At 65.0% G+C, this 26,901-nt stretch carries 23 protein-coding genes and 1 riboswitch; of the genes, 3 read left to right on the top strand and 20 right to left on the bottom strand.

What is annotated here, in order from left to right; all coding sequences use genetic code 11:
* Positions 1-152: 152 nt before the first annotated feature.
* The 9 genes from tatC to IVB23_RS00340 form a co-directional block, all read right to left on the bottom strand.
* Positions 153-965 carry a twin-arginine translocase subunit TatC gene (gene tatC, locus IVB23_RS00380; protein WP_197966378.1) on the bottom strand — a complete coding sequence of 271 codons (813 nt, stop codon included), beginning with the start codon at positions 963-965 and terminating at the stop codon, positions 153-155.
* Positions 962-1,465 carry a Sec-independent protein translocase protein TatB gene (tatB, locus tag IVB23_RS00375; protein WP_197966379.1) on the bottom strand — a complete coding sequence of 168 codons (504 nt, stop codon included), beginning with the start codon at positions 1,463-1,465 and terminating at the stop codon, positions 962-964. The genes tatC and tatB overlap by 4 nt, the downstream gene beginning before the upstream one ends.
* 87 nt (positions 1,466-1,552) lie before the next feature.
* The gene (locus IVB23_RS00370) at positions 1,553-1,786 is read right to left on the bottom strand and encodes a twin-arginine translocase TatA/TatE family subunit (protein WP_018317874.1); all 234 of its coding nucleotides are present in this window, start codon (positions 1,784-1,786) and stop codon (positions 1,553-1,555) included.
* A 164-nt stretch (positions 1,787-1,950) separates the two neighbouring features.
* Complete coding sequence (gene scpB, locus IVB23_RS00365) at positions 1,951-2,703, bottom strand: SMC-Scp complex subunit ScpB (protein ID WP_061881794.1); 753 nt, start codon at positions 2,701-2,703, stop codon at positions 1,951-1,953.
* A 21-nt stretch (positions 2,704-2,724) separates the two neighbouring features.
* On the bottom strand, positions 2,725-3,564 hold the full coding sequence (locus IVB23_RS00360) for a ScpA family protein (RefSeq protein WP_028179491.1): 840 nt from the start codon (positions 3,562-3,564) through the stop codon (positions 2,725-2,727).
* Positions 3,561-4,589, bottom strand: coding sequence for a beta-N-acetylhexosaminidase (gene nagZ, locus IVB23_RS00355; RefSeq protein WP_247802168.1), 1,029 nt, complete (start codon positions 4,587-4,589; stop codon positions 3,561-3,563). The genes IVB23_RS00360 and nagZ overlap by 4 nt, the downstream gene beginning before the upstream one ends.
* A gap of 46 nt (positions 4,590-4,635) precedes the next feature.
* Complete coding sequence (locus tag IVB23_RS00350) at positions 4,636-6,216, bottom strand: SPOR domain-containing protein (protein WP_247802167.1); 1,581 nt, start codon at positions 6,214-6,216, stop codon at positions 4,636-4,638.
* 141 nt (positions 6,217-6,357) lie between these two features.
* Entirely contained in the window at positions 6,358-8,148 is a 1,791-nt protein-coding gene (gene argS / locus IVB23_RS00345) for an arginine--tRNA ligase (protein WP_247802166.1), read from the bottom strand.
* A gap of 9 nt (positions 8,149-8,157) precedes the next feature.
* On the bottom strand, positions 8,158-9,366 hold the full coding sequence (locus IVB23_RS00340; protein ID WP_197966384.1) for a deoxyguanosinetriphosphate triphosphohydrolase: 1,209 nt from the start codon (positions 9,364-9,366) through the stop codon (positions 8,158-8,160).
* Between the two features lie 110 nt (positions 9,367-9,476).
* Here IVB23_RS00340 and erpA point away from each other — a divergent pair, with 110 nt between their 5' ends.
* Positions 9,477-9,806 carry an iron-sulfur cluster insertion protein ErpA gene (erpA, locus tag IVB23_RS00335; protein ID WP_024342679.1) on the top strand — a complete coding sequence of 110 codons (330 nt, stop codon included), beginning with the start codon at positions 9,477-9,479 and terminating at the stop codon, positions 9,804-9,806.
* 4 nt (positions 9,807-9,810) lie between these two features.
* Here the strand turns inward: erpA and IVB23_RS00330 are convergent, their stop codons facing one another.
* Entirely contained in the window at positions 9,811-12,141 is a 2,331-nt protein-coding gene (locus tag IVB23_RS00330) for an ATP-binding protein (protein WP_247802165.1), read from the bottom strand.
* A 133-nt stretch (positions 12,142-12,274) separates the two neighbouring features.
* Between IVB23_RS00330 and xth the strand changes: the two genes are divergently transcribed.
* Positions 12,275-13,072 carry an exodeoxyribonuclease III gene (gene xth, locus IVB23_RS00325; RefSeq protein WP_061881800.1) on the top strand — a complete coding sequence of 266 codons (798 nt, stop codon included), beginning with the start codon at positions 12,275-12,277 and terminating at the stop codon, positions 13,070-13,072.
* 60 nt (positions 13,073-13,132) lie between these two features.
* On the opposite strand, the gene IVB23_RS00320 is transcribed toward xth, so the two are convergent.
* The 8 genes from IVB23_RS00320 to IVB23_RS00285 all read right to left on the bottom strand — a co-directional run bounded on the left by IVB23_RS00320 (position 13,133) and on the right by IVB23_RS00285 (position 23,260).
* Entirely contained in the window at positions 13,133-13,960 is an 828-nt protein-coding gene (locus tag IVB23_RS00320) for a tetratricopeptide repeat protein (protein ID WP_247802164.1), read from the bottom strand.
* Positions 13,947-15,668 carry a dihydroxy-acid dehydratase gene (gene ilvD / locus IVB23_RS00315; RefSeq protein WP_247802163.1) on the bottom strand — a complete coding sequence of 574 codons (1,722 nt, stop codon included), beginning with the start codon at positions 15,666-15,668 and terminating at the stop codon, positions 13,947-13,949. Before ilvD ends, IVB23_RS00320 begins: the two co-directional genes overlap by 14 nt.
* A gap of 1,391 nt (positions 15,669-17,059) precedes the next feature.
* Positions 17,060-17,641, bottom strand: coding sequence for a hypothetical protein (locus IVB23_RS00310; protein ID WP_247802162.1), 582 nt, complete (start codon positions 17,639-17,641; stop codon positions 17,060-17,062).
* Between the two features lie 61 nt (positions 17,642-17,702).
* Positions 17,703-19,931 carry a TonB-dependent receptor gene (locus IVB23_RS00305; protein ID WP_247802161.1) on the bottom strand — a complete coding sequence of 743 codons (2,229 nt, stop codon included), beginning with the start codon at positions 19,929-19,931 and terminating at the stop codon, positions 17,703-17,705.
* 113 nt (positions 19,932-20,044) lie between these two features.
* Positions 20,045-20,259: riboswitch (cobalamin riboswitch) on the bottom strand.
* A gap of 93 nt (positions 20,260-20,352) precedes the next feature.
* The gene (locus IVB23_RS00300) at positions 20,353-20,610 is read right to left on the bottom strand and encodes a hypothetical protein (protein ID WP_061881804.1); all 258 of its coding nucleotides are present in this window, start codon (positions 20,608-20,610) and stop codon (positions 20,353-20,355) included.
* A 267-nt stretch (positions 20,611-20,877) separates the two neighbouring features.
* Positions 20,878-21,090 (bottom strand): hypothetical protein, encoded by a 213-nt coding sequence (locus IVB23_RS00295; protein ID WP_061881805.1) that lies wholly within the window; start codon positions 21,088-21,090, stop codon positions 20,878-20,880.
* A 154-nt stretch (positions 21,091-21,244) separates the two neighbouring features.
* Positions 21,245-21,421 (bottom strand): hypothetical protein, encoded by a 177-nt coding sequence (locus IVB23_RS00290; protein WP_165935731.1) that lies wholly within the window; start codon positions 21,419-21,421, stop codon positions 21,245-21,247.
* A 102-nt stretch (positions 21,422-21,523) separates the two neighbouring features.
* A complete protein-coding gene (locus IVB23_RS00285) occupies positions 21,524-23,260 on the bottom strand; it encodes an adenylate/guanylate cyclase domain-containing protein (RefSeq protein WP_061881807.1) in 1,737 nt (578 codons plus the stop codon).
* Positions 23,261-23,578: 318 nt separating this feature from the next.
* Between IVB23_RS00285 and IVB23_RS00280 the strand changes: the two genes are divergently transcribed.
* On the top strand, positions 23,579-25,765 hold the full coding sequence (locus tag IVB23_RS00280; RefSeq protein WP_247802160.1) for a lytic transglycosylase domain-containing protein: 2,187 nt from the start codon (positions 23,579-23,581) through the stop codon (positions 25,763-25,765).
* A 75-nt stretch (positions 25,766-25,840) separates the two neighbouring features.
* On the opposite strand, the gene IVB23_RS00275 is transcribed toward IVB23_RS00280, so the two are convergent.
* Positions 25,841-26,203, bottom strand: coding sequence for a hypothetical protein (locus IVB23_RS00275; RefSeq protein ID WP_247802159.1), 363 nt, complete (start codon positions 26,201-26,203; stop codon positions 25,841-25,843).
* A complete protein-coding gene (locus tag IVB23_RS00270; protein WP_061881810.1) occupies positions 26,200-26,388 on the bottom strand; it encodes a hypothetical protein in 189 nt (62 codons plus the stop codon). The genes IVB23_RS00275 and IVB23_RS00270 overlap by 4 nt, the downstream gene beginning before the upstream one ends.
* Between the last annotated feature and the right edge of the window lie 513 nt (positions 26,389-26,901).

Raw genomic sequence — 26,901 nt, 5'->3', positions numbered from 1 at the left:
AACTTACATTGGCGCGCTTTCCCCTAGCATTCTGTCATCGCCCGCGAAAGCGGGCGATCCAGTATTCCAGAGACGTCAGTGTTTCCCCGAGGGGCCGCGGTGTACTGGATTCCCCGCTTTCGCGGGGAATGACACCGGTGGGCTTGGTCGCCCTACTCCGCCGGATTGGCCGGCGTCGACACGTCGGTGCCGGTGGCGGCCTGCGAAGCCGCCGCCTTCTTCTCCACCATGGCGACCGCGATGATCGAGCCCTCGTAGAGCGCCATCAGCGGAATGGCCAGGGAGCACTGGCTCAGCACGTCGGGCGGTGTCAGCACGGCCGCGATGACGAAGGCGATCACGATGAAGTAGCGGCGCTTCTCGCGCAGCATCTTCGAGGTGACGATGCCGATGCGGCCGAGCAGCGTCAGGATCACCGGAAGCTGGAAGGCGATGCCGAAGGCGAAGATCAGCGACATCATCAGCGACAGATATTCGCCGACCTTGGGCAGGAGCTGGATCTGCGCGGTCTCGTCGCTACCGGCCTGCTGCATGCCGAGCGAGAAGCGGACCAGCATCGGCAGCACGACGAAATAGACCAGCGCCGCGCCGAGCACGAAGAAGAACGGGGTGGCGACCAGATACGGCAGGAAGGCCTGCTTCTCATGCTTGTAGAGCCCGGGCGCCACGAACTTGTAAATCTGCGTCGCCACGATCGGGAACGAGATGAAGCCGGCGCCGAACAGCGCGAGCTTCAGCTGTGTGATGAAATATTCCAGCAGCGCCGTGTAGATGAACTTGGAGTTCTCGGGCCCTGCGACCCACACGAACGGCCAGACCAGAACGTTGTAGATCTGCTTGGCGAAGAAGAAGCAGAAGATGAAGGCAATGCCAAAGCCGAGCAGCGCCTTGATCAGCCGCGAGCGCAGCTCGATCAGATGGTCCATCAGCGGGGCTTTGCTGGCCTCGATATCGGCGTCGGTCATGACGCTTTGGCGTCCTTGATCGCCTCGGATGGCGCGGTGTCCTGCGCAACCGGTGCCTGTTCGACGTCACGCGTGATCGCGAGAGGCTCGTTCGCAGCCGCATGCGCTTCGGCTTCCATGAAGGTCGCAGGCGTCGGCGTTTCCGGTGCCGTCGGTGTGAGGGGCGGATCGATGGCGGTGGCGGCAGGCGTCTCGGCCGGCTTGTCCAGCGCATCGACGCGGAGCGCGTCGCTGACGTCCTTCTGGAGCGAGGTCAGCGGATTGTTGCTGGCAAAGCCGGTGGCGGCTTCCTTGACCTCGTCAAAGCTCTTCTTGAGGTCGGCCATCTCGGCCTCGCGCATCGCTTCCTGGAATTGGCCCTGGAACTCCGCAGCCATCTTGCGGGCCTTGCCCATCCATTGCCCGACCATGCGCAACACGCCCGGCAGCTCTTTCGGGCCGATGGCGATCAGGGCCACGACCCCGATCAGGACCAGTTCACTCCACCCGATGTCGAACATGAGGTCTTCCGTTCACGCCAGCCGGAGCCGGCCCAATCCTCGCGCGCAGGATCGGGGCCGCTACCCGTGTCTCGCGTGCTCTCTGGCTTAGACGGCCTTGCTGCCGACGTCGGACCGTGCGGCAGTCGGCGCACCATTGTGCTCGATCGACTTGGCCGGCTCGGGCTTCTCGGCGGGCTTGTCGTCGTCCTGCATGCCCTTCTTGAAGGCCTTGATGCCCTGCGCCACGTCGCCCATCAGATCCGAAATCTTGCCGCGGCCGAACAGCAGCAGGACCACTGCGATCACCAAGATCCAGTGCCAAATGCTGAGTGAACCCATCCTGCAACCCTCCAAACGCGCATGGCCGGGGACCCGGCCGATCTTCACCGAAACCTAGGCTTGGCAGGTCTCAAAAACAAGGACCAAGGCAGCGCCAATTCGCTGTCGGCACTACGCAATCTTGCTAGTGTTAACCGGTCGCAGGTCCCGTAAGCGGACGGGCATCAGTCCTCGGCGCCGCCTTCGCTGCCGCCCTCATTGCCGCCTTCCGGCGTCTCGGGCTCGACCGCAGGCGCCAGCGCGAGATCGAGGTCCTCGCCCGGTTCCAGCGGATCCTCGTCCTCGCGCAGAGCCGGGTCGTCGGACGGCGTCGGCACGCTAAATCCAGTCGGCAGCCGCGAATCCAGCAGGCCCGTGCCCTTCAGCTCTTCGAGGCCCGGCAGGTCGCCGAGCTGTTCCAGGGTGAATTGCGACAGGAATTCCTCGGTGGTTCCGAAGGTCAAGGGGCGGCCGGGCGTCTTGCGGCGGCCACGCGGCTTGATCCAGCCGGTCTCCAGCAGCACGTCGAGCGTGCCCTTTGAGGTCACGACACCGCGGATCTCCTCGATCTCAGCACGTGTCACCGGTTGGTGATAGGCGATGATCGCCAGCACCTCGATCGCCGCACGCGACAGGCGGCGGGTCTCGGTGGTCTCCCGCGTCATCAGCCAGGCGAGGTCGCCGGCCGTGCGGAATGTCCATTTGTTGGCGACACGCACGAGGTTGACGCCGCGCGAGGCATAATCGGCCTGGAGCTGCTCAAGCGCGGCCTTCACGTCCACGCCCTCGGGCATGCGCTTGGCCAGCGTCGCGGTATCCAGCGGTTCACTCGACGCGAACAGCAGCGCTTCAAGCAGCCGCAATTCTTCGGGACGTGCCTGGGATTCGTTCTCCATCGGCTCGGCCTCTTCTACCCGCACTTCAGCCAGGCTTGCCATGGCAGATTCTCCTTCTTGCACTTAGGCGACCGGCGCGTCGGGCGCAGGGGCTGCGTCCGGGACCGGCTTTGGGCGTCCCTTCCGGAAATAGATCGGCGCAAACGCCTCTTTCTGGTTCAGCTCAAGCTGACCTTCGCGCACCAGCTCGAGCGCGGCGGCAAAGCTCGAGGCGAACACCGTTGCCCGCTGCGTCGGATCGGCGACATGCCGGATCAGAAAATCGTCGAGCACGCCCCAGTCGTCCTGTTCGTTGAGGCTGCCGACCAGCCGCTCCAGCGTGGCACGCGCCTCGGCGAGCGACCACACCGTGCGCTTGGCCAGATGCACGCTCGCCAGCACGCGCGACTGGCGCTGTGCGGCGTAGGCGGTGAGCAGGTCGTACAGCGTCGCGGTGTATTTCGGATGCTTGATCTCGGCGATCTGCTCGGGCTCGCCGCGCGGGAAGATGTCGCGCTGCAATTGCGGCCTGTTCATGAGTCGGTTGGCCGCTTCGCGTATGGCTTCCAGCCGACGCAGGCGGTTGGCCAGTGCCGTCGCCATCTGCTCCGCGCTCGGGCCTTCCGCACTCGGCGGCTCCGGCAGCAGCAGGCGCGACTTCAGAAAGGCAAGCCAGGCCGCCATGACGAGATAGTCGGCGGCAAGCTCGAGCCGGATCTTCCGCGCGGCCTCGATGAAGTGGAGGTACTGGTCGGCCAGCGCCAGGATCGAAATCTTGGCGAGGTCGACCTTCTGCTGTCGCGCCAATGCGAGCAGGAGGTCGAGCGGGCCCTCATAGCCCTCGACGTCCACCACCAACGCCGGCTCACCCTCGGCGAGCTCTGCAGGCCGCCCGGTTTCGAACGATAGGATTTCTGCGGTCATGCCGATGCCGTGTTTGCCCGTGCGATCAATGCGTCCAGTTCCGCGCGCGCGGCGGCCCGGTCGAGTGGCTGCGGCGGCTTGCGTGCGGCGAGCGCGGCTTTCGCCCGCTCCAATGCCCTGCCCGACAATTCAGGTGTCTGGCCGGCGACGTCGCGCATCTCCTCGATGTTGCCGTTGCAATGCAGGGCAACGTCGCAGCCGGCCGCGAAGATGGCGCGGGTCCGCTCGGCGATATTCCCCGACAGCGCGTTCATCGACACGTCATCACTCATTAACAAACCCTGGAACCCGATTGCGCCGCGAATCACGTCAGCAATCATTGTCGCAGATGTCGTCGCCGGATGGGCGGGGTCGACCGCGCTAAACACAACATGTGCAGTCATGGCCATCGGCAGATCCGCGAGTGACTTGAACGGGGCGAAATCGGTCCGTTCCAGCTCGTCCCGGGGCGTGTCGACCGTCGGCAGCTTGAAATGGGTGTCGGCGGTGGCCCGGCCATGACCGGGAATATGCTTGAGAACCGGCAGGACGCCGCCCTGCTCCAGGCCCTCGGTGACCGCACGGGCAATTGCCGCGACCTTGCCCGGCTCGGTGCCATAGGCCCGGTTCCCGATGACGGCGTCGGCACCCGGCACGGGCACATCGGCCAGCGGCAGGCAGTCAACGGTGATGCCGAGATCAGCGAGATCGGCAGCGATCAGGCGGGCGCTAAGGCGCGCCGCGGTGAGCCCAAGCGCCGAATCAGTGTCGTACAACGTCGCGAATACGGCGCCCGGCGGATAGACCGGCCAGTGCGGCGGGCCCAGCCGCTGCACCCGTCCGCCCTCCTGATCGATCAGGACCGGAGCATCGGGAGCATTGGCAACCGCCCGCAATTCCGCAACCAATGCAGCGACTTGGGCTGGCGTCGCGACGTTGCGCTTGAAGAGGATGAAGCCCCATGGGCGTTCGGCACGGATGAACTCCCGCTCGGCGGCGGTCAGTTCTGTTCCGGATACGCCGGTAATGAAGGCCCGCGTGCTCATAACGGCCGATTAACCCTGCCCCGCGAGGGGGTCAAGGAAACGGCCGTTAATTCCTCTGGATGAAGCAGGCGGACAGGCCGGCAGCCTTCAGGCTGTTGCAGGCCTGCGTCGCCTCCTCGGCCGAAGCGTAGGGACCCGCGAAGGCGCGATAGACGATCCCCTTGCCCTTGTCGGTCAGATCAACCCGCTTGATCACCGGCGAACGGGAGCCGAGCACGTTGCCGTACTTGCTCTGAAGCACTCGGTAGGACGCCGCGGCGCTGTCTTCGCTTTGCTGCGAGGACACCTGCACGATGTAGCCGCCACCGTTGCTGGCGGGGGCGATCTGCGTCGGGTTGGTGGCAGCCATCCGGTGCGCAGGCTCGGCCGTCGGTCCCGACTGCGGCGCGAGTGAAAGCGGCTGGTTGAGGCTGGCATTTGCCGAGGTCGGCGAATTGTGCGGCGCCGCCGTCGCTGCGGGCGCGGCAACAGGCTTGGGCGCGACGATCGTCGGCTTGGCGGCGGCCGATTGCGGCACGGTGCCGTCGGTCTGGTCGCCCTTTACGGCGACGGTCCGGATCGGGCGCGGCGAATTGCTCGGCAACGTCCCATTGCCCGGGACCGGCCCCGTGCTGGGCGACGGAACCGCAGATGGCGAGACGCTGGCCACCGACGGCGGGTTCGCATTCTGGTTCAGCGGTGGGAACACGACGCGAGGACCGCCCGCCTTGGCGTTGACGTCGACGGGCGCCTCCTCGCGCGGCACGATCTTCTCGGTGCCGTCACCGCTGGCCATACGGTCCGGCACTTTGGCCGATGAGTCCGTCGGCGCCGGCACGATCTTGGTCGGCGTGTTATCGGCCTTGATGATCGGCGGCTCGCCGCTGCGGGGCGAGCCCATATAGGTCTTGTAGGCGAAGGCCGCACCGGTACCGACCACGGCGAGCGCGAGGATCGCCGCGACCGTCATCATGCCACCGCGCTGCTTCTTCGGCTCTTCGATTTCGGCGTCGTCGGGGTAGTCGCTTTGGAACGCGTAAGGGTCGTCCGGATAGGCGGGATCGCGCTGATAGTCCTGCTCGCCTGTCTCCAGCCGGCCGTAGAGCGCATCGTCGTAGCGCGACGGATCTGTCTGCGCGTACGATTCCTGCTCGGCCTGATCCTGGTAAGCTTGGCCGTGCTGCTGGTAGGCTTGAGCTTGATATGCCTGATCCTGATATGGGTGATCCTGATAGGCCTGAGCCTGATGAACATCGGGTTCGGGCGCGGCAGGCTTGGCCGAATAGCGATGCAGCGGATGAACCGGGCTGACCGAGACGGGATAGTCAGGCTCCGGCGCGGGTGCGGGCTGCACGTTGGCGCGTCGCATCCATGAGGGCGGCCCGGGCGGCGGCGGGGCCTGCTCGGCATAATTCTGTTGATCATCGTCCTGGCGAAAATCGTCCTGGCGATAATCGTCCGGATGATAGCTCCGGGTCGGCGTTGCCGGCGCGCGCGCGGTCGGCCGGCCCTGCGCTGCAAACGGATCGGTTTGTCCGATCAGGCGGGCGAGCTCGGCCAAGGGATCATTTTCCGCCTTCCCACGCTGATCGCCGCCGCGACCATAGTCATCGGAAGGAAACGGTCTATCCTGATATCGTTCGGCCATCGTAATGATGCGTCCCTTCGGGAAAGCCGCGCGCCCCTCGACCAAGGCGCGGCCTTCGACCCACAAGGCTTTCAACCAAGTCTAAGCGATCCGGCTTCTGCCGGTTACCCCCCGAATTCCCCTTAAGTAGTTCGCCCCAAACTACCGCATCTCGTCCGGGGCATGGACGCCGAGGATGGCGAGGCCCGATGCCAGGACCGAGACGACGCCCTGGACCATGGCCAGTCGCGCCTTTGTAAGATCTGCATCATTATTGATAATGAAGCGTAAATAGGGCAAATCACGCCCCTTCGTCCAAAGTGCGTGAAATTCGCTCGCTAACTCATAGAGATAAAAGGCAATTCGGTGCGGCTCGTGGGCCGCGGCAGCGGCCTCGAGCATGCGAGGATAAATTGCGAGGCGCTTGAGAAGATCGAGTTCGACCGGGTCCGACAGCCGCTCCACGGCAGACTCACTGAGCCAGGCGCTCCGTTTGCCGCTATCCTCAGGTAGTTCCGGGAACACCTCGGCGCGAGCGTTGCGGAAGATCGAGTGGCCGCGGGCGTGACCGTACTGGACGTAGAACACCGGATTGTCGCGCGACTGTTCCATGACCTTGGCGAGGTCGAAGTCGAGCACCGCGTCGTTCTTCCGGTAGAGCATCATGAAGCGGACGGCGTCCTGACCGACCTCATCCACCACCTCACGCAAGGTGACGAAGTCCCCGCTCCGCTTCGACATTTTGACCGGCTCGCCGTTGCGCAAGAGCTTCACGAGCTGAACGATCTTGACGTCGAGCGCCCCCTTTCCGGAGGTGGTCGCCTTTACCGCCGCCTGCATGCGCTTGATGTAGCCACCATGGTCGGCGCCCCAGACGTCGATCATTTCGGCGAAGCCGCGATCGAACTTGTTCTTGTGGTAGGCGATGTCGGAGGCAAAGTAGGTGTAGGAATTGTCCGATTTGATCAGGGGACGATCGACGTCGTCGCCGTAGGCGGTCGCCTTGAACAGCAGCTGCTCGCGATCCTCCCAATCCTCGACCGGGGCGCCCTTCGGCGGCGGCAGGCGACCTTCGTAGATGTCGCCTTTGGCACGCAGGAAATCGATGGTCTCGGCGACCTTGTTGTTGCCCGCCTCGAGCAGCGAGCGCTCGGAAAAGAACACGTCGTGACGGATGTTGAGGGCGGCGAGATCGTCCTTGATCTCGTCCATCATCATCGCGATGGCCTTGGCACGCACCGGGGGCAGCCATTCCGCCTCGCTCATCGCGAGGAGCTTGTCGCCGTGCTCCTTCGCCAGCGCCTGACCGACCGGCTTGAGGTAGTCGCCGGGATAGAGCCCTTCGGGGATCGCACCGATATCCTCGCCGAGCGCTTCGCGATACCTCAGGAACGCGGAGCATGCGAGCACGTCGACCTGAGCGCCGGCATCGTTGATGTAGTACTCGCGCGTGACGTCGTGGCCGGCGAACTGGAGCAGGCTCGCCAATGCGTCACCGAACACGGCACCGCGGCAATGGCCGACATGCATCGGTCCGGTCGGATTGGCCGAGACGTATTCGACGTTGACCCTTGAGCCGCCCCGGACGCGGCCGTAATCGGCGCCCTCGCGCAGTACCGTCCGCAGGGCTTCGGCCCAGGCGGCCGGCTTCAGCGTCAGGTTGATGAAGCCGGGACCGGCGACGTCGACCTTGGCGATCAGCGCGTCGGCACGGAGCCGCTCGGCGATCTTCTCGGCGAGGTCGCGCGGCTTTGCCTTTGCCTCTTTCGCAAGCACCATGGCAGCGTTGGTCGCCATGTCGCCGTGGGAGGCATCGCGCGGCGGTTCGACCACCACGCGTGAGAAATCGATGCCCTCCGGCCAATTGGCGTCCGCCGCAAGCGCGCGGCAGGCGGCGTGCACGCGCGCGAGCACGTCGGCGAACAGATGCAGGGATGAGGGTGTCTGGGGCATGGCCGCCGCCTAACGCAAATCCGGGGTCGAGTCAAAGAGCCGCTGGTGCTCGGTCAGTGCGAAACGATCCGTCATTCCGGCTATGAAATTGCCGATCCGCCGGGCGCGATCGCCCTCGTCGTCTGCCTCCGCCCCGAGCAGCCATTCCGGCGGCAGCTCGCCGGGGGATTTCAGGTATTTTGCGAACAGATCGAACAGGATCTGCTCCGCCTCCCCCATCACCCGCATCACCCGCTTGTGGCGGTACATGTGCTGGTACAGGAAGGCCTTGATGGCGGCCTCTTCCTCCGCGACCTCGGTGGGGAACGCGATCAGCGCCCGGCCCTGCTGGCGCACCTCCTGAGCTGATTGCGGCTTGGTGGCGGCGAGGTTCTTCCGTGCCTCCGCAAACACCGCCCCGATCAGGTGCGAGATCAGCTCGCGCACCAGTTCGGCGCCGCGCCGGACGTCCTCGAGATCGGGATAATGCGCAGCGATCCCGGCGATGATCTCCGCGGTCAGCGGCATCACCTTGAGATCGTCGAGGTGAAACAGGCCGGCGCGCAGGCCGTCATCGATGTCGTGGGCATCGTAGGCGATGTCGTCGGCGATCGCGGCGACCTGCGCCTCCAGCGACGCGAAGCTCCACAGTTCGAGGTCGTAGGTCCTGATGTAGTCGGCGATGCCCACGGGAATGCCGTGCTCGCGATAGCGCCCGACCGGCGCGCCGCTGCGGTCGGTCAGCGGACCGTTATGCTTGACGATGCCCTCCAGCGATTCCCAGGTCAGGTTGAGCCCGTCGAACTCGGGATAGCGGTGCTCGAGCGAGGCGACGACACGGAGCGTCTGGGCGTTGTGGTCGAAGCCGCCGAATTCCTTCAGGCAGGCGTCCAGGGCCCGCTCGCCGGCATGCCCGAACGGCGGATGACCGAGATCGTGCGCAAGCGCGAGGGTTTCGGTGAGGTCCTCGTCCAGCCCAAGCTGCCGGGCCAGCGCCCGGGCGATCTGCGCCACCTCCAGCGAATGGGTCAGCCGGGTGCGGTAATGGTCGCCCTCGTGGAACACGAACACCTGGGTCTTGTATTTCAACCGGCGGAAGGCGGTGGAATGGATCACCCGGTCGCAATCCCGCCGGAACGGGCTGCGGGTCCGGCTCGGGGGCTCGGGGACCAGCCGGCCGCGGCTGCGATCGGGATCGCAGGCATAGGGCGCACGGGGGGCTGCCATTCCGACGGACACGGCGAATTTAGTCCCTATCCATTTGATTCTGCGTATGGTGGCACTTAACTATGTCGGGCGCGGGATACCAAATGAATTGGGTATGACTGCGGGACTATCGGAGACGAACGATGACGACTGCCGTGACCATCAGCGACCGGGCCGCACGCCGGATTGGGGAGATCCTCAAGGGCGAAGGTTCCGGCGCGATGCTGCGCATCTCTGTCGAGGGCGGCGGCTGCTCCGGCTTCCAGTACAAGTTCGACATCGACCGTGCCCGCACCGACGACGATCTCGTGATCGAGCAGGACAATGCGGTGGTGCTGGTCGATTCCGCCTCCCAGCCATTCCTGGCGGGCTCGCAGGTCGATTTCGTCGACGATCTGATCGGCGCCTCGTTCCGCGTCAACAATCCCAATGCCACCGCGTCCTGCGGCTGCGGGACCAGCTTCTCGGTCTGACCGGCTACGCGCCCGTCATCTGCCTTTCCTCCTCCGTCCACTCCACCTCGACCGGCGTCAGGCCCGGCTGGAGCGGCGCGTCCTCCGACATGACGTGGCCGTCCAGCGCGCGCAGGAGTGCCGCGACCAGCGCGGGCTTGCGCAGCGGCTTGGCGAGGAAGTCCGACATGCCGGCCTCGCGGCAGATCCTGATGTCCTCGGGGAAGGCGTTGGCGGTCAGCGCGACGATCGGCAAGGCTTCGAAGCGCCCGCCTTGCGCGCGGATCGCGCGGGTGGCGGCAAGTCCGTCCATGTCGGGCATGCGCACGTCCATCAGCACGATGTCGTAATTGCCCTCGGATGCCGCCGCGACGGCTTCGGCGCCATCGGCGACGACGCGCAGCTCGACGTCGAAGGACCCCAGCATCTTGCTCACGACCATGCGATTGACGGCATCGTCCTCCGCGACCAGCACCTTCAGCGGCCGGTCGAGGCCGGCAATGCGGGCCTTGAGATCGTCGGCCTCGTCGCGGCCGTCCGCCTGATCGGGCGTCTGCGCCTGGCTCCAGGGCAACACCAGCGTGAAACGGAAGATCGAGCCTTCGCCCGGCGTCGAGGTGACTCCTATGGTGCCGCCCATCTGCTCGATGATGCGCCGCGAGATCGCAAGGCCGAGGCCGGTGCCGCCGAAGCGACGGCTGATCGAGGCATCGGCTTGGGCGAAATCGCTGAAGAGCTGGCCGAGCTTTTCGGGGGCGATGCCGATGCCGCTGTCGGTCACCGTCCATTCGACGGTCGCCAGCAGGTCGCGTCGCGCCTGGCAGGTGACCGAAATCGTCACCTCGCCTTGGTCGGTGAACTTCACCGCGTTGGACGCGAGGTTGAGCAGCACCTGGCGGATGCGTGCGACGTCGCCGCGCAGGGTCGGCGGCAGGTTCGGATCGAGTTCGACCTTGACCGTCAGCCCCCTGTTCTTGGCGCTCGCGCGAATAACGGTCGCGACAGCCTCGACCAGCGCCTGCGGGGCGAAGTCGATCACCTCGAAGGTGAAGCGCCCGGCCTCGAGCTTGGACAAGTCCAGAATGTCGTTGAGGATGCGCTGGAGATTGTCGCCGGAGTCGCGGATCGTGGTGACGGCTTCGCGCTGTTCCGGATCGAGCTTGGTTTCGAGCAGCATGCTGGCGAGCCCGAGCACGCCGTTCATCGGCGTGCGAATCTCGTGGCTCATCACTGCGAGGAAGTCCGACTTGGCGCGGTTCTCGGCCTCGGCCTTTTCCGCGCGCCAACGCTCGGTCACGTCGCGCCCGAAGCCGCGATAGCCGAGGAAATGTCCCTCGCGGTCATAGGCGGGCTTCGCCGTCAGCGACCACAGCCGCGCCTCGCCGCCGGCAACGACCTTGAGGTTCATCTCGTGCAAGGGCTCGTTCTGCTCCATCAGGCCGACAACGTTGTAGGCTGCGCGCTTGTCTTCCGGGCAGAGCATGTCGAGCACGTCGGCGAAATAGGTTCCCTTCAACAGCGGAAGCGGCAGCTGCGCGACGTCCGCGAAGCGTTGGGGCACGTCGATCAGATGCCCGTCGGCGTCGGTCTGCCACAGCCAGTCGCTGGCGTTCTCCTGAAAGTCCTTCAGCAGCAGCGAGATGATCTCGGTCTGGCGCTTGAGCTCGAGCTGGGCCTTGAGATTGCCGAGGAACAGATTGCCCTGCGAGACGATGTTGCGCGCCATGAAGAATGCGAACAGCAGCAGGAACACCGAGGTCACGAGATAGGGCCCGGTGCCGCACAGCAGCAGCGCGCCGGCGCAGGCGACGGTCATGGTGGCGAGATAGACGAGGCCCGCGCGCGGGAAGGTCGAGAGCGTGAAGGCGCCGCCCGACATCATGCCGACCATCAGGCAGGCCAGGATGAGCTGGCTGGTCGGCTCGATGCGGCTGAACAGCGCGAGCGGTAGCGTGCCCCAGATCGCGGCGAGGAAGAATGCCTGCCGCAACATCCGGCGCGCGACGCGGGGCGAAGCCTCCTGCGGCGGGTTCTGATGCGACCGTTGCCAGGAGCGCACCGCGAGCGAGGCGGTGACGGCAAGCGTCAGGCCCCAGATCGCGAGGAAGTCGTTCCAGCCCCTGCCCCAGAACAGGATCAGCACGATGGCGACGTTCAGCATCGTCACCGCCATCGTCACCGGCATCAGCCGCGTCACGGCGTCGATCTGCTTGGCGCGGATGCGGCGGATCTCGCGCTCGCTGAGATCGGCGGTCAGGCCGTCCTCGATCTCGAAGCCGCCAAGCCAATACAGGAATGCGCCGATCAGGCCGTCGTGCGGCTCAGTTCGCTTCATCGACTCGTCCGGCCAACCCATCCGCGGAACCTTTCGATCATCAATGGCCCGCCGCCTGCTTAGACCGGGTTAATTTTGTGGGAGATTTTGCGGCGTCCTTGACGGGCGCGTTTGCAGTTTGTTCTAACCATGGCCCCGCCCGGAGCCCCTCCCTATGTCCATCAGAGTAGCCACCTGGAACGTGAACTCGGTCCGGCAGCGGATCGATCTCCTGCTGACCTGGCTGAAGGAGTGCCAGCCCGACATCGTCTGCCTTCAGGAGATCAAATGCGTCGACGAGGCCTTCCCGCGGCTGGAGATCGAGGCGCTGGGCTATAACGTCGTCACCCATGGGCAGAAGACGTTCAACGGCGTCGCCCTGCTCTCGAAGCTGCGATTCGACGAGACCAAGTCGGGGCTTGCCGGCGACGACGAGGATGCGCATGCCCGCTTCCTCGAGGGCGTGGTCACGCTCAAGCGCGGGGTGCTGCGCATCGCCTGCCTTTATCTGCCCAATGGCAACCCGGTCGGGAGCGACAAATATCCCTACAAGCTCAAATGGATGTCCCGGCTTCTTGAATATTCGAAGGAGCGCCTCAAGGCTGAGGAGCCGCTGATCCTTGCGGGCGACTTCAATGTCATCCCGCATGCCCGCGACGTGCACAATCCGGCCGCCTGGACCGAGGACGCCCTGTTCAAGACGGAGACTCGCGAGAGCTTCCAGTCCCTGCTCGGCCTCGGCCTGACCGACGCCTTGCGCGCCGTCACCGATGAGCCCGGGCTCTACACTTTCTGGGACTACCAGGCCGGGGCGTGGCAGAAGAACCAGGGCCTGCGGATCGACCACCTGCTGCTGTCGCCACAGGCCAGCGACCGGCTCGCCAATGTCGGCATCGACAGCTATGTGCGCGGCTGGGAGAAGCCGTCGGACCACGTCCCGGTGTGGGCGGATCTGGATCTCGACGCGGCGTGAGCGCCGATCGGGCGGTGGGCACGGCGCCAAGGCGCCCTTGCCCATCCCACGGGACCTAACCTAGTCCCGGCGGCCCTGCACCCACTGCTCCAGCATTTGCAGGCACATGGCGCGGTCGTCGTCGGAGGCCTTGGCGAAGGCGCGGTTGTAGCTTTCCTTGATCCAGGTCTCCTCGGCGCCGGCGCTGTCGCGCGCCAGGGTCAGCCACATCAGGCCGCGCGCGGCCTGGCGCGGCAGGCGGTCGCCGTTGAACAGCATCTGGCCGAGCAGCGCCTGCGCCTGGTGCTGGCCCTTCTGCGCGGCGAGGCCGAGCCAGCGCGCGCCATAGCGGAAATCCTCGCGCGAGGCGTCCGGGGTCTTCAGGTACAGCCGCGCGAGATCGTATTGCGCGTCGGCGTTGCCGAAATAGGAGGCCGCATAGGAGAACATCTCCCGCGCCCGTTCCGGGTCCGACTTGATCTTCGAGTTCGGGATGCCGCTGAGATAATAGCGGCCGAGCGCGACGAAGGCGTTGGCCACGATCTGCGCCTGCGGCGCCGACGGGCTGTCCTCGGCATGCGCGTTGGCGATCCGGCTGAAATATTCGAATGCACGCAAATCGTCCTGGGCGACGCCGTCGCCGTTGGCATACATGCGGCCGAGCTTCCACTGCGCGATGGGGTGACCACCCTCGGCGGCATATTGCAGCGCGCTGAGCGAGGTTTCCTGGGGTACGACTGCCGGCGGAACCTTGGTGCGCACGGCGCCTGCGGCGCCGGGCAAGGTGGTTACGACCGGGATGGCCGCGTCCTTGGGGTTGACCGGCGCGCCGTCGAAGGCGAGCGCCGGCGCGGCCAGCGCAGCCGCCCCCAACACAAACGCAACTATGGCACGCCTAGATGTCCGCATAGCACTGTTTCTCGTGCGCGCCGCCTGGATGGGTTACCGCCCCACCGACCGCCGGTCCGACCTGCTGAGCATATTTCCAGAGCACACCCGACGTATGGTTAGTCACGCGCGCGCTCCATTTGGTTTTGCGCTGGGCGAGCTCGGCGTCGCTCAATTTTACGTTAAGGGTACCGGCGACCGCGTCGATCTCGATGATGTCGCCGTCCTCGAGCAGCCCGATCGGGCCGCCGACCGCCGCCTCCGGCCCGACATGGCCGATGCAGAAGCCGCGGGTGGCGCCGGAGAAGCGGCCGTCGGTGATGAGCGCGATCTTGCCGCCCATGCCCTGGCCGGTCAGCGCCGCTGTGGTCTGGAGCATTTCCCGCATGCCGGGGCCGCCCTTCGGCCCCTCGTAGCGGATCACGATGACTTCGCCTTCGCGGTAGGTGCGGTTCTGGACCGCCTCGAACGCATCCTCCTCACGGTCGAAGCACCTGGCCGGACCGGTAAACCTGAGGTTGGACATTCCCGCGACTTTCACGATCGCACCTTCTGGCGCCAAATTGCCCTTCAGACCGACCACACCGCCTGTCACGGTGATGGGCTTATCTGCCGGGTGCACCACGTCCTGGTGCGGATTCCATTTCACGCTCTTGAGGTTTTCGGCGATCGTGCGGCCCGTGACGGTAAGGCAATCACCGTGCAGGAAGCCATTGTCGAGCAGCGTCTTCATCAGAAGCGGTATGCCACCTACTTCAAACATGTCTTTGGCGACATAACGGCCGCCCGGCTTCAAATCCGCGACATAAGGTGTCTTTTTGAAGATTTCAGCGACGTCGAACAGGTCGAACTTGATGCCGACCTCGTGCGCGATCGCCGGCAGGTGCAGCGCAGCATTGGTCGAGCCACCGGAGGCCGCAACCACGGCAGCCGCATTCTCCAGCGCCTTGCGGGTGACGATGTCGCGCGGCCGGATGTTCTGGGCGATCAGGTCCATCACCTTCTCGCCCGCGGTCATGCAGAACGCGTCGCGAATTTCGTAGGGTGCCGGGGCACCGGCCGAGTACGGCAAAGCGAGGCCGATCGCCTCGGAGACGGTCGCCATGGTGTTGGCCGTGAACTGCGCGCCGCAAGCGCCCGCCGACGGGCAGGCCACACGCTCGATCTCGTCGAGATCCTCGTCCGACATGGCGCCGACCGAGTGCTTGCCGACCGCCTCGAACATGTCCTGCACGGTGACCTGTTGCCCGCGGAAATTGCCGGGCAGGATCGAGCCGCCATAGATGAAGATCGAGGGCACGTTGAGGCGGACCATCGCCATCATCATGCCCGGCAGCGACTTGTCGCAGCCGGCAAGGCCGACCAGCGCGTCATAGGCGTGACCGCGCACCGTCAGTTCGACCGAATCGGCGATGCATTCGCGCGACGGCAGCGAGGAGCGCATGCCGTCATGGCCCATGGCGATGCCATCGGTGACGGTGATGGTGCAGAATTCGCGCGGCGTGCCGCCGGCCGACGCCACGCCCTTCTTCACCGCCTGGGCCTGGCGCATCAGTGCGATGTTGCAGGGAGCAGCCTCGTTCCAGCAGGAGGCGACGCCGACGAAAGGCTGGTGGATCTGATCGGTGGTCAGCCCCATGGCGTAGAAGTAGGACCGATGGGGCGCACGCGCAGGGCCTTCCGTTACGTGACGGCTCGGCAGCCTCTGCTTGTCAATCTTCGCGACCATCGCAACCAGCTTCCCCGGCCAACCCTTTCAGACCCGAAAAATCAGAGCCAAGATTTGAATCGACCTTGGGACTTTCTCGTCGCCTTCGAAGACCGCCACTGCCTTAAAACATTAGAGTGATTTTATTCATGTTCGGGTGTGGCCAAAAAGCGGCGACGATGCGAACCGCCGGTGATGAAGGTTAAATGCGGCATGAGTGTTGCGAAGTCACAACAATCGTGGCGTAGAAGACACGGCTAAGGCTACTTCGATACCTCCGCCGAGAAGCCATCTGACAACTTCAGATTTTGCAACGGACGCAGTGCTCCCATTTCTGCCCCCGAGAACAACGCGCCATGGCGGCTGAGTCGGCTTGGGCATTGGGTGCCAATATCTGCCGCGGCCACACGGTATGCGACACAGCAGTATGGGCCCCGGCTCTGCAACGCACCGTCGAAGAGACGCTGCGCTGCGTCCGGGGCACGAGAGTGGAGTTTGGCGCACGCTCTCTCCTCCGCGTCATTGCGAGCCACCGGGTCGGCGCGAAGCGCCGCCCGATGACAGGCTCCGCGAAGCAATCCAGAGCCTTTCTGCGGTGGGATTCTGGATTGCTTCGTCGCTACGCTCCTCGCAATGACGGTGGATGTGGCTGCGGACATGCACTCGCATTCCCGCGGCCGAATTCGCCCGAGTTTTGCTTCGTCGCTCACCCTCTCGAGCCAAGAGGGCACAGGGAAGGCCGGGTGCTGACAACGCACCCGCGGTCTGCTGCGCAAAAGGCACACGCAGAAAACCGCACAGCAGCATACAGGTGGTGCCAATCACTCGGCCTTCCCTGCGCGATGGTCGGACGGCTTATGCCGCGCTCTCCCGGGAGCCGAGTTCGTTCTGGCCTCCCTCACCCTCGCAAAATTCACCGACCTCCGCGCCGGTTGACGCGATTGCCGCCTCCGCAAGAGCTTGACCGTAGCAACGACGGCCAGGACCACACGGTTTTGCCGTACGCGCGGTTCGCCATTTCGCCGCAGTTTTTCCAGCCCTGTCGACGGAGCTGGAAACTTACAGGCGAGACGAAGCCTAGCAGCGCCGTTCGTCCGCGCGCGGCCACGAGCTCACCGGGGACTACCCTCCCTGCCCGCACCTTTCGCGCCCGACGCTGCCGCGTCCACCGCAAGCCCGGCTCGCGACAATGACGACCTCATGATCGCCCCTCAAGGATGAGCCGGGATGGGCGACACATACGACAAATCCGAATTTCTGTAAAGTCGAATATTTTCACACTGGCGGATTGACAGAGGACGACACAGGCGACGCCACCCGGATGGCGCGGAAGCGTAGTCCGGGAGGTGTCGCGCTATGGAACGATTTGTCCCGGATTTCGCCGCGCTCCAACCAGGCGCCGCGAGGACTGCTCAGGCCGACATCACTCCCTTGCGCCCGAACGGATCGAGCAGGCGCACGACCTCGCAGACGGCGACGAGGCCGGCGAGCCAGGCGACATTGGTCAGCCCAATGCGCGTGACGATGGCTGCGGTGAAGGCGGCCTCTCCGCCCAGGAGCGGCGTGGCGGCGAGCAGCGCGAGCTCGTAGGCCGCATAGGCGGCAACGAGCGCGAGCACCAGCATCCGCGTCGTGCGGCTCTGCGGCAGCATGCGGAGCACGGCCGACGCCACTGCGGTCGCCAGCAGCGCAGCCGCGCCAATGACGAAACCCCAGGCGATGGTGCTGCCATCGATGGGATAGTGCAGCGCGCCGAAACCGATGCTCTGGTTCACGAGCCAGGCGCCGGTGACGACGAGCAGCGCCGGACGCAGCGGCAGCATTGCAGCCGCGACCACGGCGAAGGCCGCGAACGGCGTCGCACAGGCGAACGCAAAACTTGCGAGCGCGCACGATACCGTCAGCAGCGCGAAGCCGAACATCGGCGCGAGACGCGGCGCCACCGGATGGAGGCGGAAACCGTCGCCGCCGGACGGCAGGATATTGAGAGCCATAAGTGATCTCCTTCTCTTCGAGTTTTAGTCCATTTGGGCGCCCGTGACAGCCCCATTGAAATCAAAACGTGGCGCCGGCCTTGAGCAGATAGGTGCGACCGGGTAGCGGATAGGCGCTGAAACGACCGTCCGTGAAGGTGCTTGCGACGGCGTAGTCGTAGTAGAGCGCGTTCAGCACATTGTTGACGCTGAGTGACCAGAAGCAGCGCTCATATTGGCCGCTGAGCTTGAGGTCGATCGTGCCATTGGCGGGAATCGGCTTCTGGGTTCCGGCCTGGTCGTTGTCCATGCGACGCTCGCTCCAGAAGCGCGCGGTGGCGTCCAGCACCAGATAGTTCTGCCAGATGTTCCAGGTGAGGCCCGCGCTCGCGGTGTAGCGCGACACCAGCGGCACGTCGTTGCCCGCCCAGACGCCTTCGCGGAAGACGGCCCGTGTGTAGGCCATGCCGGAACGCACCAGCAGGGCGTCGTTGATGCGATAGGAGACGCTGGTCTCCGAGCCGTAGCGGCGGGTCGGATCCAGATTGGTGTTGTAGAACAGGATGGGATTGAAATGGATCTCGTTGGCGAGGTCCATCAGATAGAGGCTGCTCTGCATCTGCAGTCCGCCTCCTCTGATGCGCAGCCCGCCCTCGATGTCCTGCGAGGTCTGGGTCTTGAGCTGGAACGTCTGTGGGAGCGGATTGAAGAACGGGTCGAACGAAGGGCCTGACGACACCCGCTCGTCGACGTCAGGCGTACGGAAGGCGCGCGCAACCCGGCCGAACAGCGCGACGGTGTCGTTGAGGCGATGCTCCGCACCGAGATGCAGCGCATATTGCGTCTCGTCGCTCCCGAGTGGAAGCGCGCCGATATCGGCGTTGAACGGAGCCGCCGGGTCGAAATTGTCACGTGCCGAGAGATTGGTGTTCTGCACCCGGGCGCCGTAGGAGATATCGGTCGCCGGTGCGACGCCGAGCGTGTGCTGGACATAGCCCGCAACCGTCCGCTGCCTGAGATCGTAATTGTGCCAGGGAGCGAGACCCTGGCCGGCGCCGCGGTTCTGCTGAAAGGTCGCATCGTAGTAGTCGACGCCGGTCAGCACTTGCGAGGGCATTCCGAGCAGAAGGCTCTTCACGCTGAGCCGCGGCGTGATCGACCATGTCGTAAGGTCAGCATCGACATAGGTCGACGTGAATAAAGCCGGGACCGGCGCCGGGCTCGAGAAGAACGCGCTCTGCTGCTTCTTGTCGCGCACGCCGCCGTCGACGATGAGATCGACGCCGTTGACAAGAGTTTTCGTGAAGCCCGCGGTCGCGCCAAAACCCTGCTGATTGGCGTAGTTGAAGGGCGTGCTGGTCCCTCGCCGGCTGGTCGCGAGCTCGTCGACGCCGAGGGAGGGATCGACGGTGCGGCCACCCGGCAGTCGCAGCTCCTGATTGTCACCGGTGACGGTCAGGAAGGCGGTCAGGCCCGGCGTCGTGTAGTTCAGATTGCCGACGCCGTTCTCCTGGGAATAGCGATTGTTGTCGCGATAGCCGTCGGTCCTGACGGCATTGCCGTAGAACGAGGTCGACCACGGACCGGAATTGATCGCGGCCGAGACGTTGCCGAGCCTGGTATTGAACGAGCCGAAACCGGCCTCGATGCGCGCCGTCACGGGCGGGCCGCCGACGCCGTTCTTGGTGACGATGTTGATGACGCCGCCGACCGCATTGTCACCATACAGTACCGCACCGGAATTGCCGCGCGTGATCTCGATGCGCTCGATGGCATTGAGCGGGATGGTGGAGAGGTCCACCTGCGCCATATCGATGTCGTTCAACCGCCGTCCGTTGACCAGCACCAGCGTGTTGGCCGTGGCGAAGGCACCGAAGCCGCGCAGGTCGACACTGGTCCTGGCACCGATCTGGCCGCCATAGAACGTCGTGATCTGGGCACCCGGCACCTGCGCCGCGATGATCTCGGCCAGCGTCTGCGACGGTGCATGAGCGATGTCCGTGGCCGTAATGACGGTCGTGGCGGCGCCGACGATCCCGCCATTGCCGGCGGCGGCCTCGTTGCCCGAGCCGGACGAGCCGGTCCCATTCGGCGCCCCGTCCGGCGCCGCTCGGCGCCGCCCCGCCTCGCCCTCGCCGATCGCCCTGGCACGGGTACGGTTCTGATCGTCGGATCTGGTCACCTCGACCGGTGGCAGCTGCTCGGCGACGGACTGCTGGGCGTGGACGATGGAGTGATCGAGCGAATACAGCGAAACGGCCGCAACGATGCCGGCGCAGCGGCGCCCGGCGGCAGTGACAATACGGGACACAATTGTAACCTCGGCATGACGTCAGTGGCACGTCACAGCGAACGAGGCTTTACGGCGGAGCGATCGATGGCTCCGGCAAAGCTAATGTCTGTACTCCCCGACCGACATCTTCGCGTGTGACCACGGCTGACGGCAGGTCTCCTGGCTCGCGGGTCGTTACCTCTGCGTCGCCTTCCCAGGACCGAGATTCCCAGTGGCATAGGACGAGAGATTCACCGCTTACAGTTGCGGGGGCAGCCATGGCATTGAGAAGATCCCGACCTTGGGACATCTCGCACCACGTTCCCTTTTGATCTCCATAAGGAGAACCGTCGGCGGCCAATCTACGGGGCGTCCAGGCCGGGAGTCAATCGACCGCTGGCATCTTGGCGCAGACGCGATCGGCCGGCTCCACAACGAATCGAGCAATGCCCTGCGCCGCCTACGTTCGCCCCCGCGGGCGCTGGGCCTGAGCCCAGGCGACAGCGACATCCCGCGGCGGAGCGTCGAGGCGCTTGATCGGCGTCAGTTCGCCGGACGCCGAGACGATCGCGGTCTCTTCGCGCCGGCAGCGCGTGCAGACGAAACGGACCTCATGCGGGGATGCCGACCAGCTTGAACGTTTCACGTTGGCGGCCATCGGCCAGGCATCGCAATGCGAGCACGATACCAGGAACCGGCCGGGATCGAGCATACCCATTCCATCGGACTCCGCGTCCTGCCCACTGCTTCCAATGACTACCTATGTGAATCGTTCCGGTGCCTCGGCACCGTCGACGCCACGGACGCGGGAGCCTGCGCGTTGCTCGCCGTTCCCACGAGACCTCCGGCGTTGTCGATTTCAAAGCTTGCGAATCTCATACGATGTCCCCCTGCTCCGATCGAGCCTATCAGATCAAAACGGCGGGGACGATGGGGGCCGGGGATCGCGCGGTTGCGACGCCGCGCAAGGCAGAAGGCAATCCGCTCAGCGAGCCCCCTTGAGGGTGCAGGATGTCGTGCAGGTGACCGTGGTGCCGCGATCGCACGATCTGCAGGCGTTGACGCACTGGTTCAGGTCGCGTGGATTGTAGCTGTAGTTTCGTATCGGACAGCTCGACGTCGTCGAGCCGGTGATGTCCCGCTCCTGGTCGCAGGCCGCCGTCATGAGCGCGAATATGATCACGGCAACGAGGCGCATGGGACTTGCCCTGTCAGGCACAGCACGATGATACTCGCGAGGTGCGCTGCATTGCAGCGAACCCCGGCCTTCCCACCACGAGCCATCGCCGATCAGCGATGCCCGCGTGCTGCGAGAATGCGCGCTAAATGTTAAGAACGGATTTCAGCCGGCCTCAGGCCGCAGCCGTGGTCGCGATCGCCTGCCGAATATCCACCGCCAGCTGGCGATACTGTTCCCCGAGCCTCAGATAGAACTCGCGCTTGGTGCCGTCGGTGGCGAGCTTGGCGATCAGCTCGCATTCGGCGGTGAGCGTCTCGAACCGTTCCAACCTGTCCTGAAGTTCTGTCATCGGCGTGTCCCCGTCAAACGCCACAAGGACAGCTAACCTAAATCCGGGAAATAGGTCACGGCGAACATCGTTATGGGGTAGCATCAATTATTCCGCGGCAGCCTATTTCTGCTCGAGCCGCCAGGCGCCGTCCCAAGCGGCATCCGGCGGATTCGCCGCGAACTGCGCGATGCGGCCGAGCATCGCGCGCGAGGGACCGTCGCCGGGGACCGCCTCGAGCGCCGCGTTGAAGGCAGCACGTGCGTCGTCGAAGCGCCGGGCACGATACGCGGCGAGACCTTCGACATAGTGCGTGCGCAGGCTGACTTGCGCATCGGTGAGTGCGCCCGGTCGCGCCATCACCTCGAAGATCGCCTGCGGCGCGCTTTGGCCCGCGACCGCAAGACGGTCGATCTCGCGCAATTCGAGGCGAGATCCAATCGCGTCCGCAGTCGCTTGCGAGACCAGGATGCGGGTGCCGTAGACCTTGTTGACGGCCTCAAGCCGCGAGGCGAGATTCACGGCGTCGCCCATCACGGTAAAGCTCATCATCAGCTCGGAGCCGATGCTGCCGGTCAGGACCTCGCCGGTGGCGATGCCGATCCGCAGATCGCACGGCGCGGGCATGGCGCGGATACCGAGCAGATCGGGCAGCTGCTTCTGCAGCGCGGGCACCTGGTCGGCCATCTCGACAGCGGCAAGCCCGGCGAGTAGGGCCTGCGCGTCCTCTTCGACGAAGGGCGGTCCCCAATAGGACATGATGGCGTCGCCGATATATTTGTCGATGACGCCGCGATTGCTCCTGATGGGGCCGGACATCATCGTGAAATAGTGGTTCATCACCTTGACGAGGCCGCGCGGGGTCATGCCCTCGCTCATCGAGGTGAAGCCGCTCATGTCGCAGAACATGATGGTCATGACCCGGCGCTCGCCGTCGATTGCGACCTCCGGCCGCTCGATCAGCCCCTGCACCACCTTGGGGTCGATGTAGCGGCCAAAGGTCTCGCGGATGCGCTCGTTGTGCCGCAACTGCTCGATCATGCGGTTGAAGGCCGCGGCGAGCTCGCCGATCTCGTCCTGCGTCGAGACGGCGATGGGCTTGTCGAACCGGCCCGCCTCGACCTCGCGGGTGCCGGCCAGCAGCAGCCGTACCGGACGCGTGATGCCGCTGGACACCAGCAGCGCAAAGGCAAATCCGACGATCGCCGCGAGCAATGTCACGACACCGGAAACGATGATGGTCTGGTGCTGGCGGTTGATCACCTGCGACGTCGAGAAGAAGACCTGCGCCAGCATATCGCCGCGGATCGTATCGATCTTCCGGTTGAACTGCTCGCGCGTCACGTCGATGTGTTCCAGCGTGCCGCGCGCCTCGGCCATCTGCTTGGCTTCGACCTGCTTGAGGAGCTTCGCATGGTCCTCGCTCAGGTCGCGCCGCAGCTCGACGACGGCGGTCTCGATGCGGATATCAATCCGTCCAAGCGCGGCATTGTCGGAAAACGTCCTGGGGTCCTCGATGATCGCGTTGATCAGCTTGCGCGCGGCCTCAGCCTCCTCCTCGATCTTGCGGTCCGATTCCTCGACGTCGCGAAGGCGCGCCGTATAGGCCTCCTCATCCGACGGCGCCTCCATCCGGGTCATGACCATCCGCCGCAGCGCCAGCCCCCGCTCCAGCGAGCGACTGCTGGCGCGCGCCAGATGGCTATAGGCCGGGATGTAACGGTTGGTCAGCTCGTCGAGCAGGACGCCGACCTGACTCGACATCACCATCGACAGGATCGAGGTGACCAGCATCAGGACGATCAATCCGAGGGCGATTCCGACAATCTTGCGCCGGATCGACTGGTTGAAAATCGGCATGGGTTGCGGAAGGCAAAGGCCAAAAGAACGGAACGAGGGAACTCCATACACCGGACTGGCTGCGGGAACACGCGCAATCTTGGCCCTCCTGGCGTCCCGTACCATGCAACCGTCGCGCGAGACCGACCGTTAACGAAGGTTAACGATCCTGCCCTTTTCTCCTTTGCGGAAGTTCCCACGGCGCATCCGTTTTTCGCCGCATTGTTGCGACAGCGTCAGGAACGCGGGACGATGCCTCGGCATCGTTCGATATTCGATTCTCAAGCCGCATGTCGTCGCGGACCTTGGTTTGTAGTGGTTTCGCAGGGGGACCATCAAATGAACCAGTGCCTACGCTCGCTCGCGTGTTTCGTTGCTGTGGCCGCGATGGCCCTCCTTCCCACGGAACTGGTCGCGAAAAGCAGCCAGAAATCGGCCGCGCCGAAGAAAACGCATGAAGCGAAAGCCGGCAAGCACCGCCATGCTTCCGCCGGCAAGGCACGGCACGCCAAGCGTGCCGAGGCCAGGCGCAAGTCGAAGAAGACGGTCGAGCCCGCGGATGGGCCGGCACCGCCGCCGCTGACCGGCGACCTCGCCGCGCTGAAGGACTCCATCGATCTCGCGCGCAAGGGCAAGACGGATGACGCGAGCGCGGCGCGCGACCGCATCGCCGATCCCGCCGGACAGAAACTCGCCGACTGGTTCATGCTGCGCCATTCCGAGAGCACGGCCAATTTCAAGCGCTATGCCGCCTTCCTCGCCGCCAATCCGGACTGGCCGAGCAGCGCCCTGCTCCGCCGCCGTGCCGAGGCGCGGCTGTGGCAGGAGAAGGCCGACGCCGCCACCGTGCACAAGTTCACGATGGACCGGCCGACCAGCGCCAAGGGCAAGTTTGCGCTCGCCCGCGTATTGCGCGCTGAAGGCGATACCGACAGCGCCGCCCGGCTCGTGCGCGAAGCCTGGCGCGCCGACGAATTGTCCGAGCGCAGCGAGGAGGATTCCTACGAGGCGTTTCGCGATCTTCTGTCCACGGACGATCACCGCGCGCGCATGGACAAGCGGCTCGGCGCCAAGGATTACGCAGGCGCGAGGCGCGCCGCCAAACGGCTCGGCGAGGATGAGCTCGCGATCGTCAAGGCCTGTGCCGCGGTCACCGGCAAGGAGAGCAAGGCCAAGAATTATCTCGAGGACGTGCCGGCCGAAGCGCGCCGCGATCTCGGCTATGTGCTGTGCCGCGCCCAGTGGCATCTTCAGAACGACCGCATCGACGATGCGGCCGAGGTGATCCTGGCCGCTGCGCCCGGCATGATGTCCGCCCAGGACACCGATGCCTGGTGGCGCGAGCGCCGCATGCTCGCACGCAAGCTGCTCGACCAGGGCAAGTCCAGGACCGCCTACGACGTGGTGCGCACGGCGGCCGTACCGGAAAAGGAGGTGTACCGCGTCGACTATCACTTCATGTGCGGCTGGATCGCGCTACGCTTTCTCGACGATCCAACGACGGCGATGATGCACTTTGCCGCCATCGACGAGGGCTCGTCCAATCCGATCGCGCTGTCGCGGGCCCATTACTGGCGCGGCCGCGCCGCCGAAGCCATGGGCGCCATGGCCGATGCACGCATGAGCTATCGGGCGGCGGCACGCTATCAGACCGCCTATTACGGCCAGCTCGCCCGCGCAAAGCTCGGCCTCGACCAGATCGAGCTGCGTCCGCCCTCCCCTGTGCTGGCCTCGGCCGACACGCCCCCCGAGGACGAGCGCGTGCGCGCAGCCGACATGCTCTACGCCATCGGCGAGCGCAACATGGTGTTTTATTATGCCGAGGACTTCGCCAAGGAGAGCAGCGATGTCGCAGCACTCGAAGCCCTGGGCGAGGTTGCCCACCGCCGCAACGATGCGCGCGTGATGCTGGAGGTCGGCAAGACGGCGCTGGCGCGCGGGCTCGCGCTCGACCACTACGCCTTCCCCACCATCGGCATCCCCGAGCACAAGCAGGTCGCACCAGCGATCGAGACCAGCGTGATCTATTCGGTGGCGCGCACCGAGAGCTCGTTCGATCAGCGCGACAAGTCGCACGCCAACGCGGTCGGGCTGATGCAGGTGACGCCGGAAGCGGGCCGCGATACCGCCAAGCGCTTCGGCCTGACCTATGACTGGAGCAAGATGGTCTCCGATCCCGTCTACAACACACAAATGGGCGCGGCCGAGCTCAGTGCACTCTTTTCGGAATACCGCGGCAACCAGATCATGACCTTCGCCGGCTACAATGCCGGGCGTGGCCGCGTGCGCGAATGGGTGCAGACGCGCGGCGATCCCAGGGATCCCAATGTCGATCCGGTCGACTGGGTCGAGCGCATCCCGCTGTCGGAGACCCGCAACTACGTCCAGCGCGTGATGGAGAACGTGCTGGTCTACCGCACAAGGTTCGAGGGCAGCGGCATGGTCGCGGGCAAGAGCGACCAGCGCGTCGTCACGCAGGAGGCCGGCGCAACGGCACCCGTGGCAGCCGCAGCGCCCGCTCCCTAGGCGACGTCGCCGGGGCTGGACACGGCGCCTGCCAGGTTGCGTCGCTGCGGCTTCCACGCGAGCGCCGTCGCGTAGCTAGGTGTCACCTCCTTCCATCGTGATCGGATCGCGACCGTCCGAATATGCGCTGGTCAGGATTCTTGCGAAGGCGAAGGCGTAGATCGTGCAGCTCCAGCAGAAGACGGCACCCAGGACCGTAAACATCTCGACCGCGTTGCGAGCGGCGACCTCGACGTTCCCGGAGGCCAGCTCGTTGCGCCCTGGCACCGACCATTGCATCAGCAGCGTCACGAGTTCGCCGCGCCGGTAGCAATCGTAGTCACAGTAGAGGCGCTGCGTCCGCACATGCCGGACATAGCCGGACCGGATCGATCGCGAGCAGGTGCTGCACGTGTCCGCGCACAACGGGGGCTCGTGATTGACCACCATGAACTTCATGAAGCCGCCCTCATGCGGTCTTTCGCAAGCGTCTCGCAGAACAGCGCGTAGCACTGATGGTCGCAGTAAGGCAGACGGGTCGCGATCTCGCGGAGATAGCTGCCGCTGATCGGCTCGCAGCACTGCATGCACCAGGTCTCCCGGAACGGGGTCCGGTCGTTCACCAGCACGAACGCGAATCTCATGTGGCACCTCCTAACGCGAAGCAGTAAACGCTATCCAGCGGCGACAGTGCGGGCGGCGGAGCGCAAAGATGGTTTCGGCCGTCCGGATTATCCCTGTTTCGCTCCACCTTTTGCGGTGGAATCAGAATGTATCTCCCGTCCTCCCGGCGCCGCGCATAGATCTGGTCATCGATGTATTTGATATCGGTCGGATAGCAGTCAGCACTGTTGCAACAGCTGACGCTCGGATTATCCGGCATGTGCCAGGTCGAATAGAATTTCTCATGCAGCGCCTGGTCCTGGGGTGGGTGCCGGCGATGTACGGCATCGTGTCCCGCCTCCTGTGCCCGGACCGTCGCAGTGAAGCCGAGGAGAACCATCGAGCACAACAGCTTGCATGAACGGTTCAACGAACGTGCTCCCGGATCAGATCCTCGGACGATGTCAGCTCTCTAATTCGGCCTCACGCGGCCTGAACCCGGAACAACCACCGGTGATCGCGCTCGCGGCGCGTGCGGAAGCGATCGACACACT

This window comes from Bradyrhizobium sp. 191, from assembly GCF_023100985.1.
Classification (GTDB): Bacteria; Pseudomonadota; Alphaproteobacteria; order Rhizobiales; family Xanthobacteraceae; genus Bradyrhizobium; species Bradyrhizobium diversitatis.
This window is presented reverse-complemented; position numbering and strand designations above follow the sequence as displayed.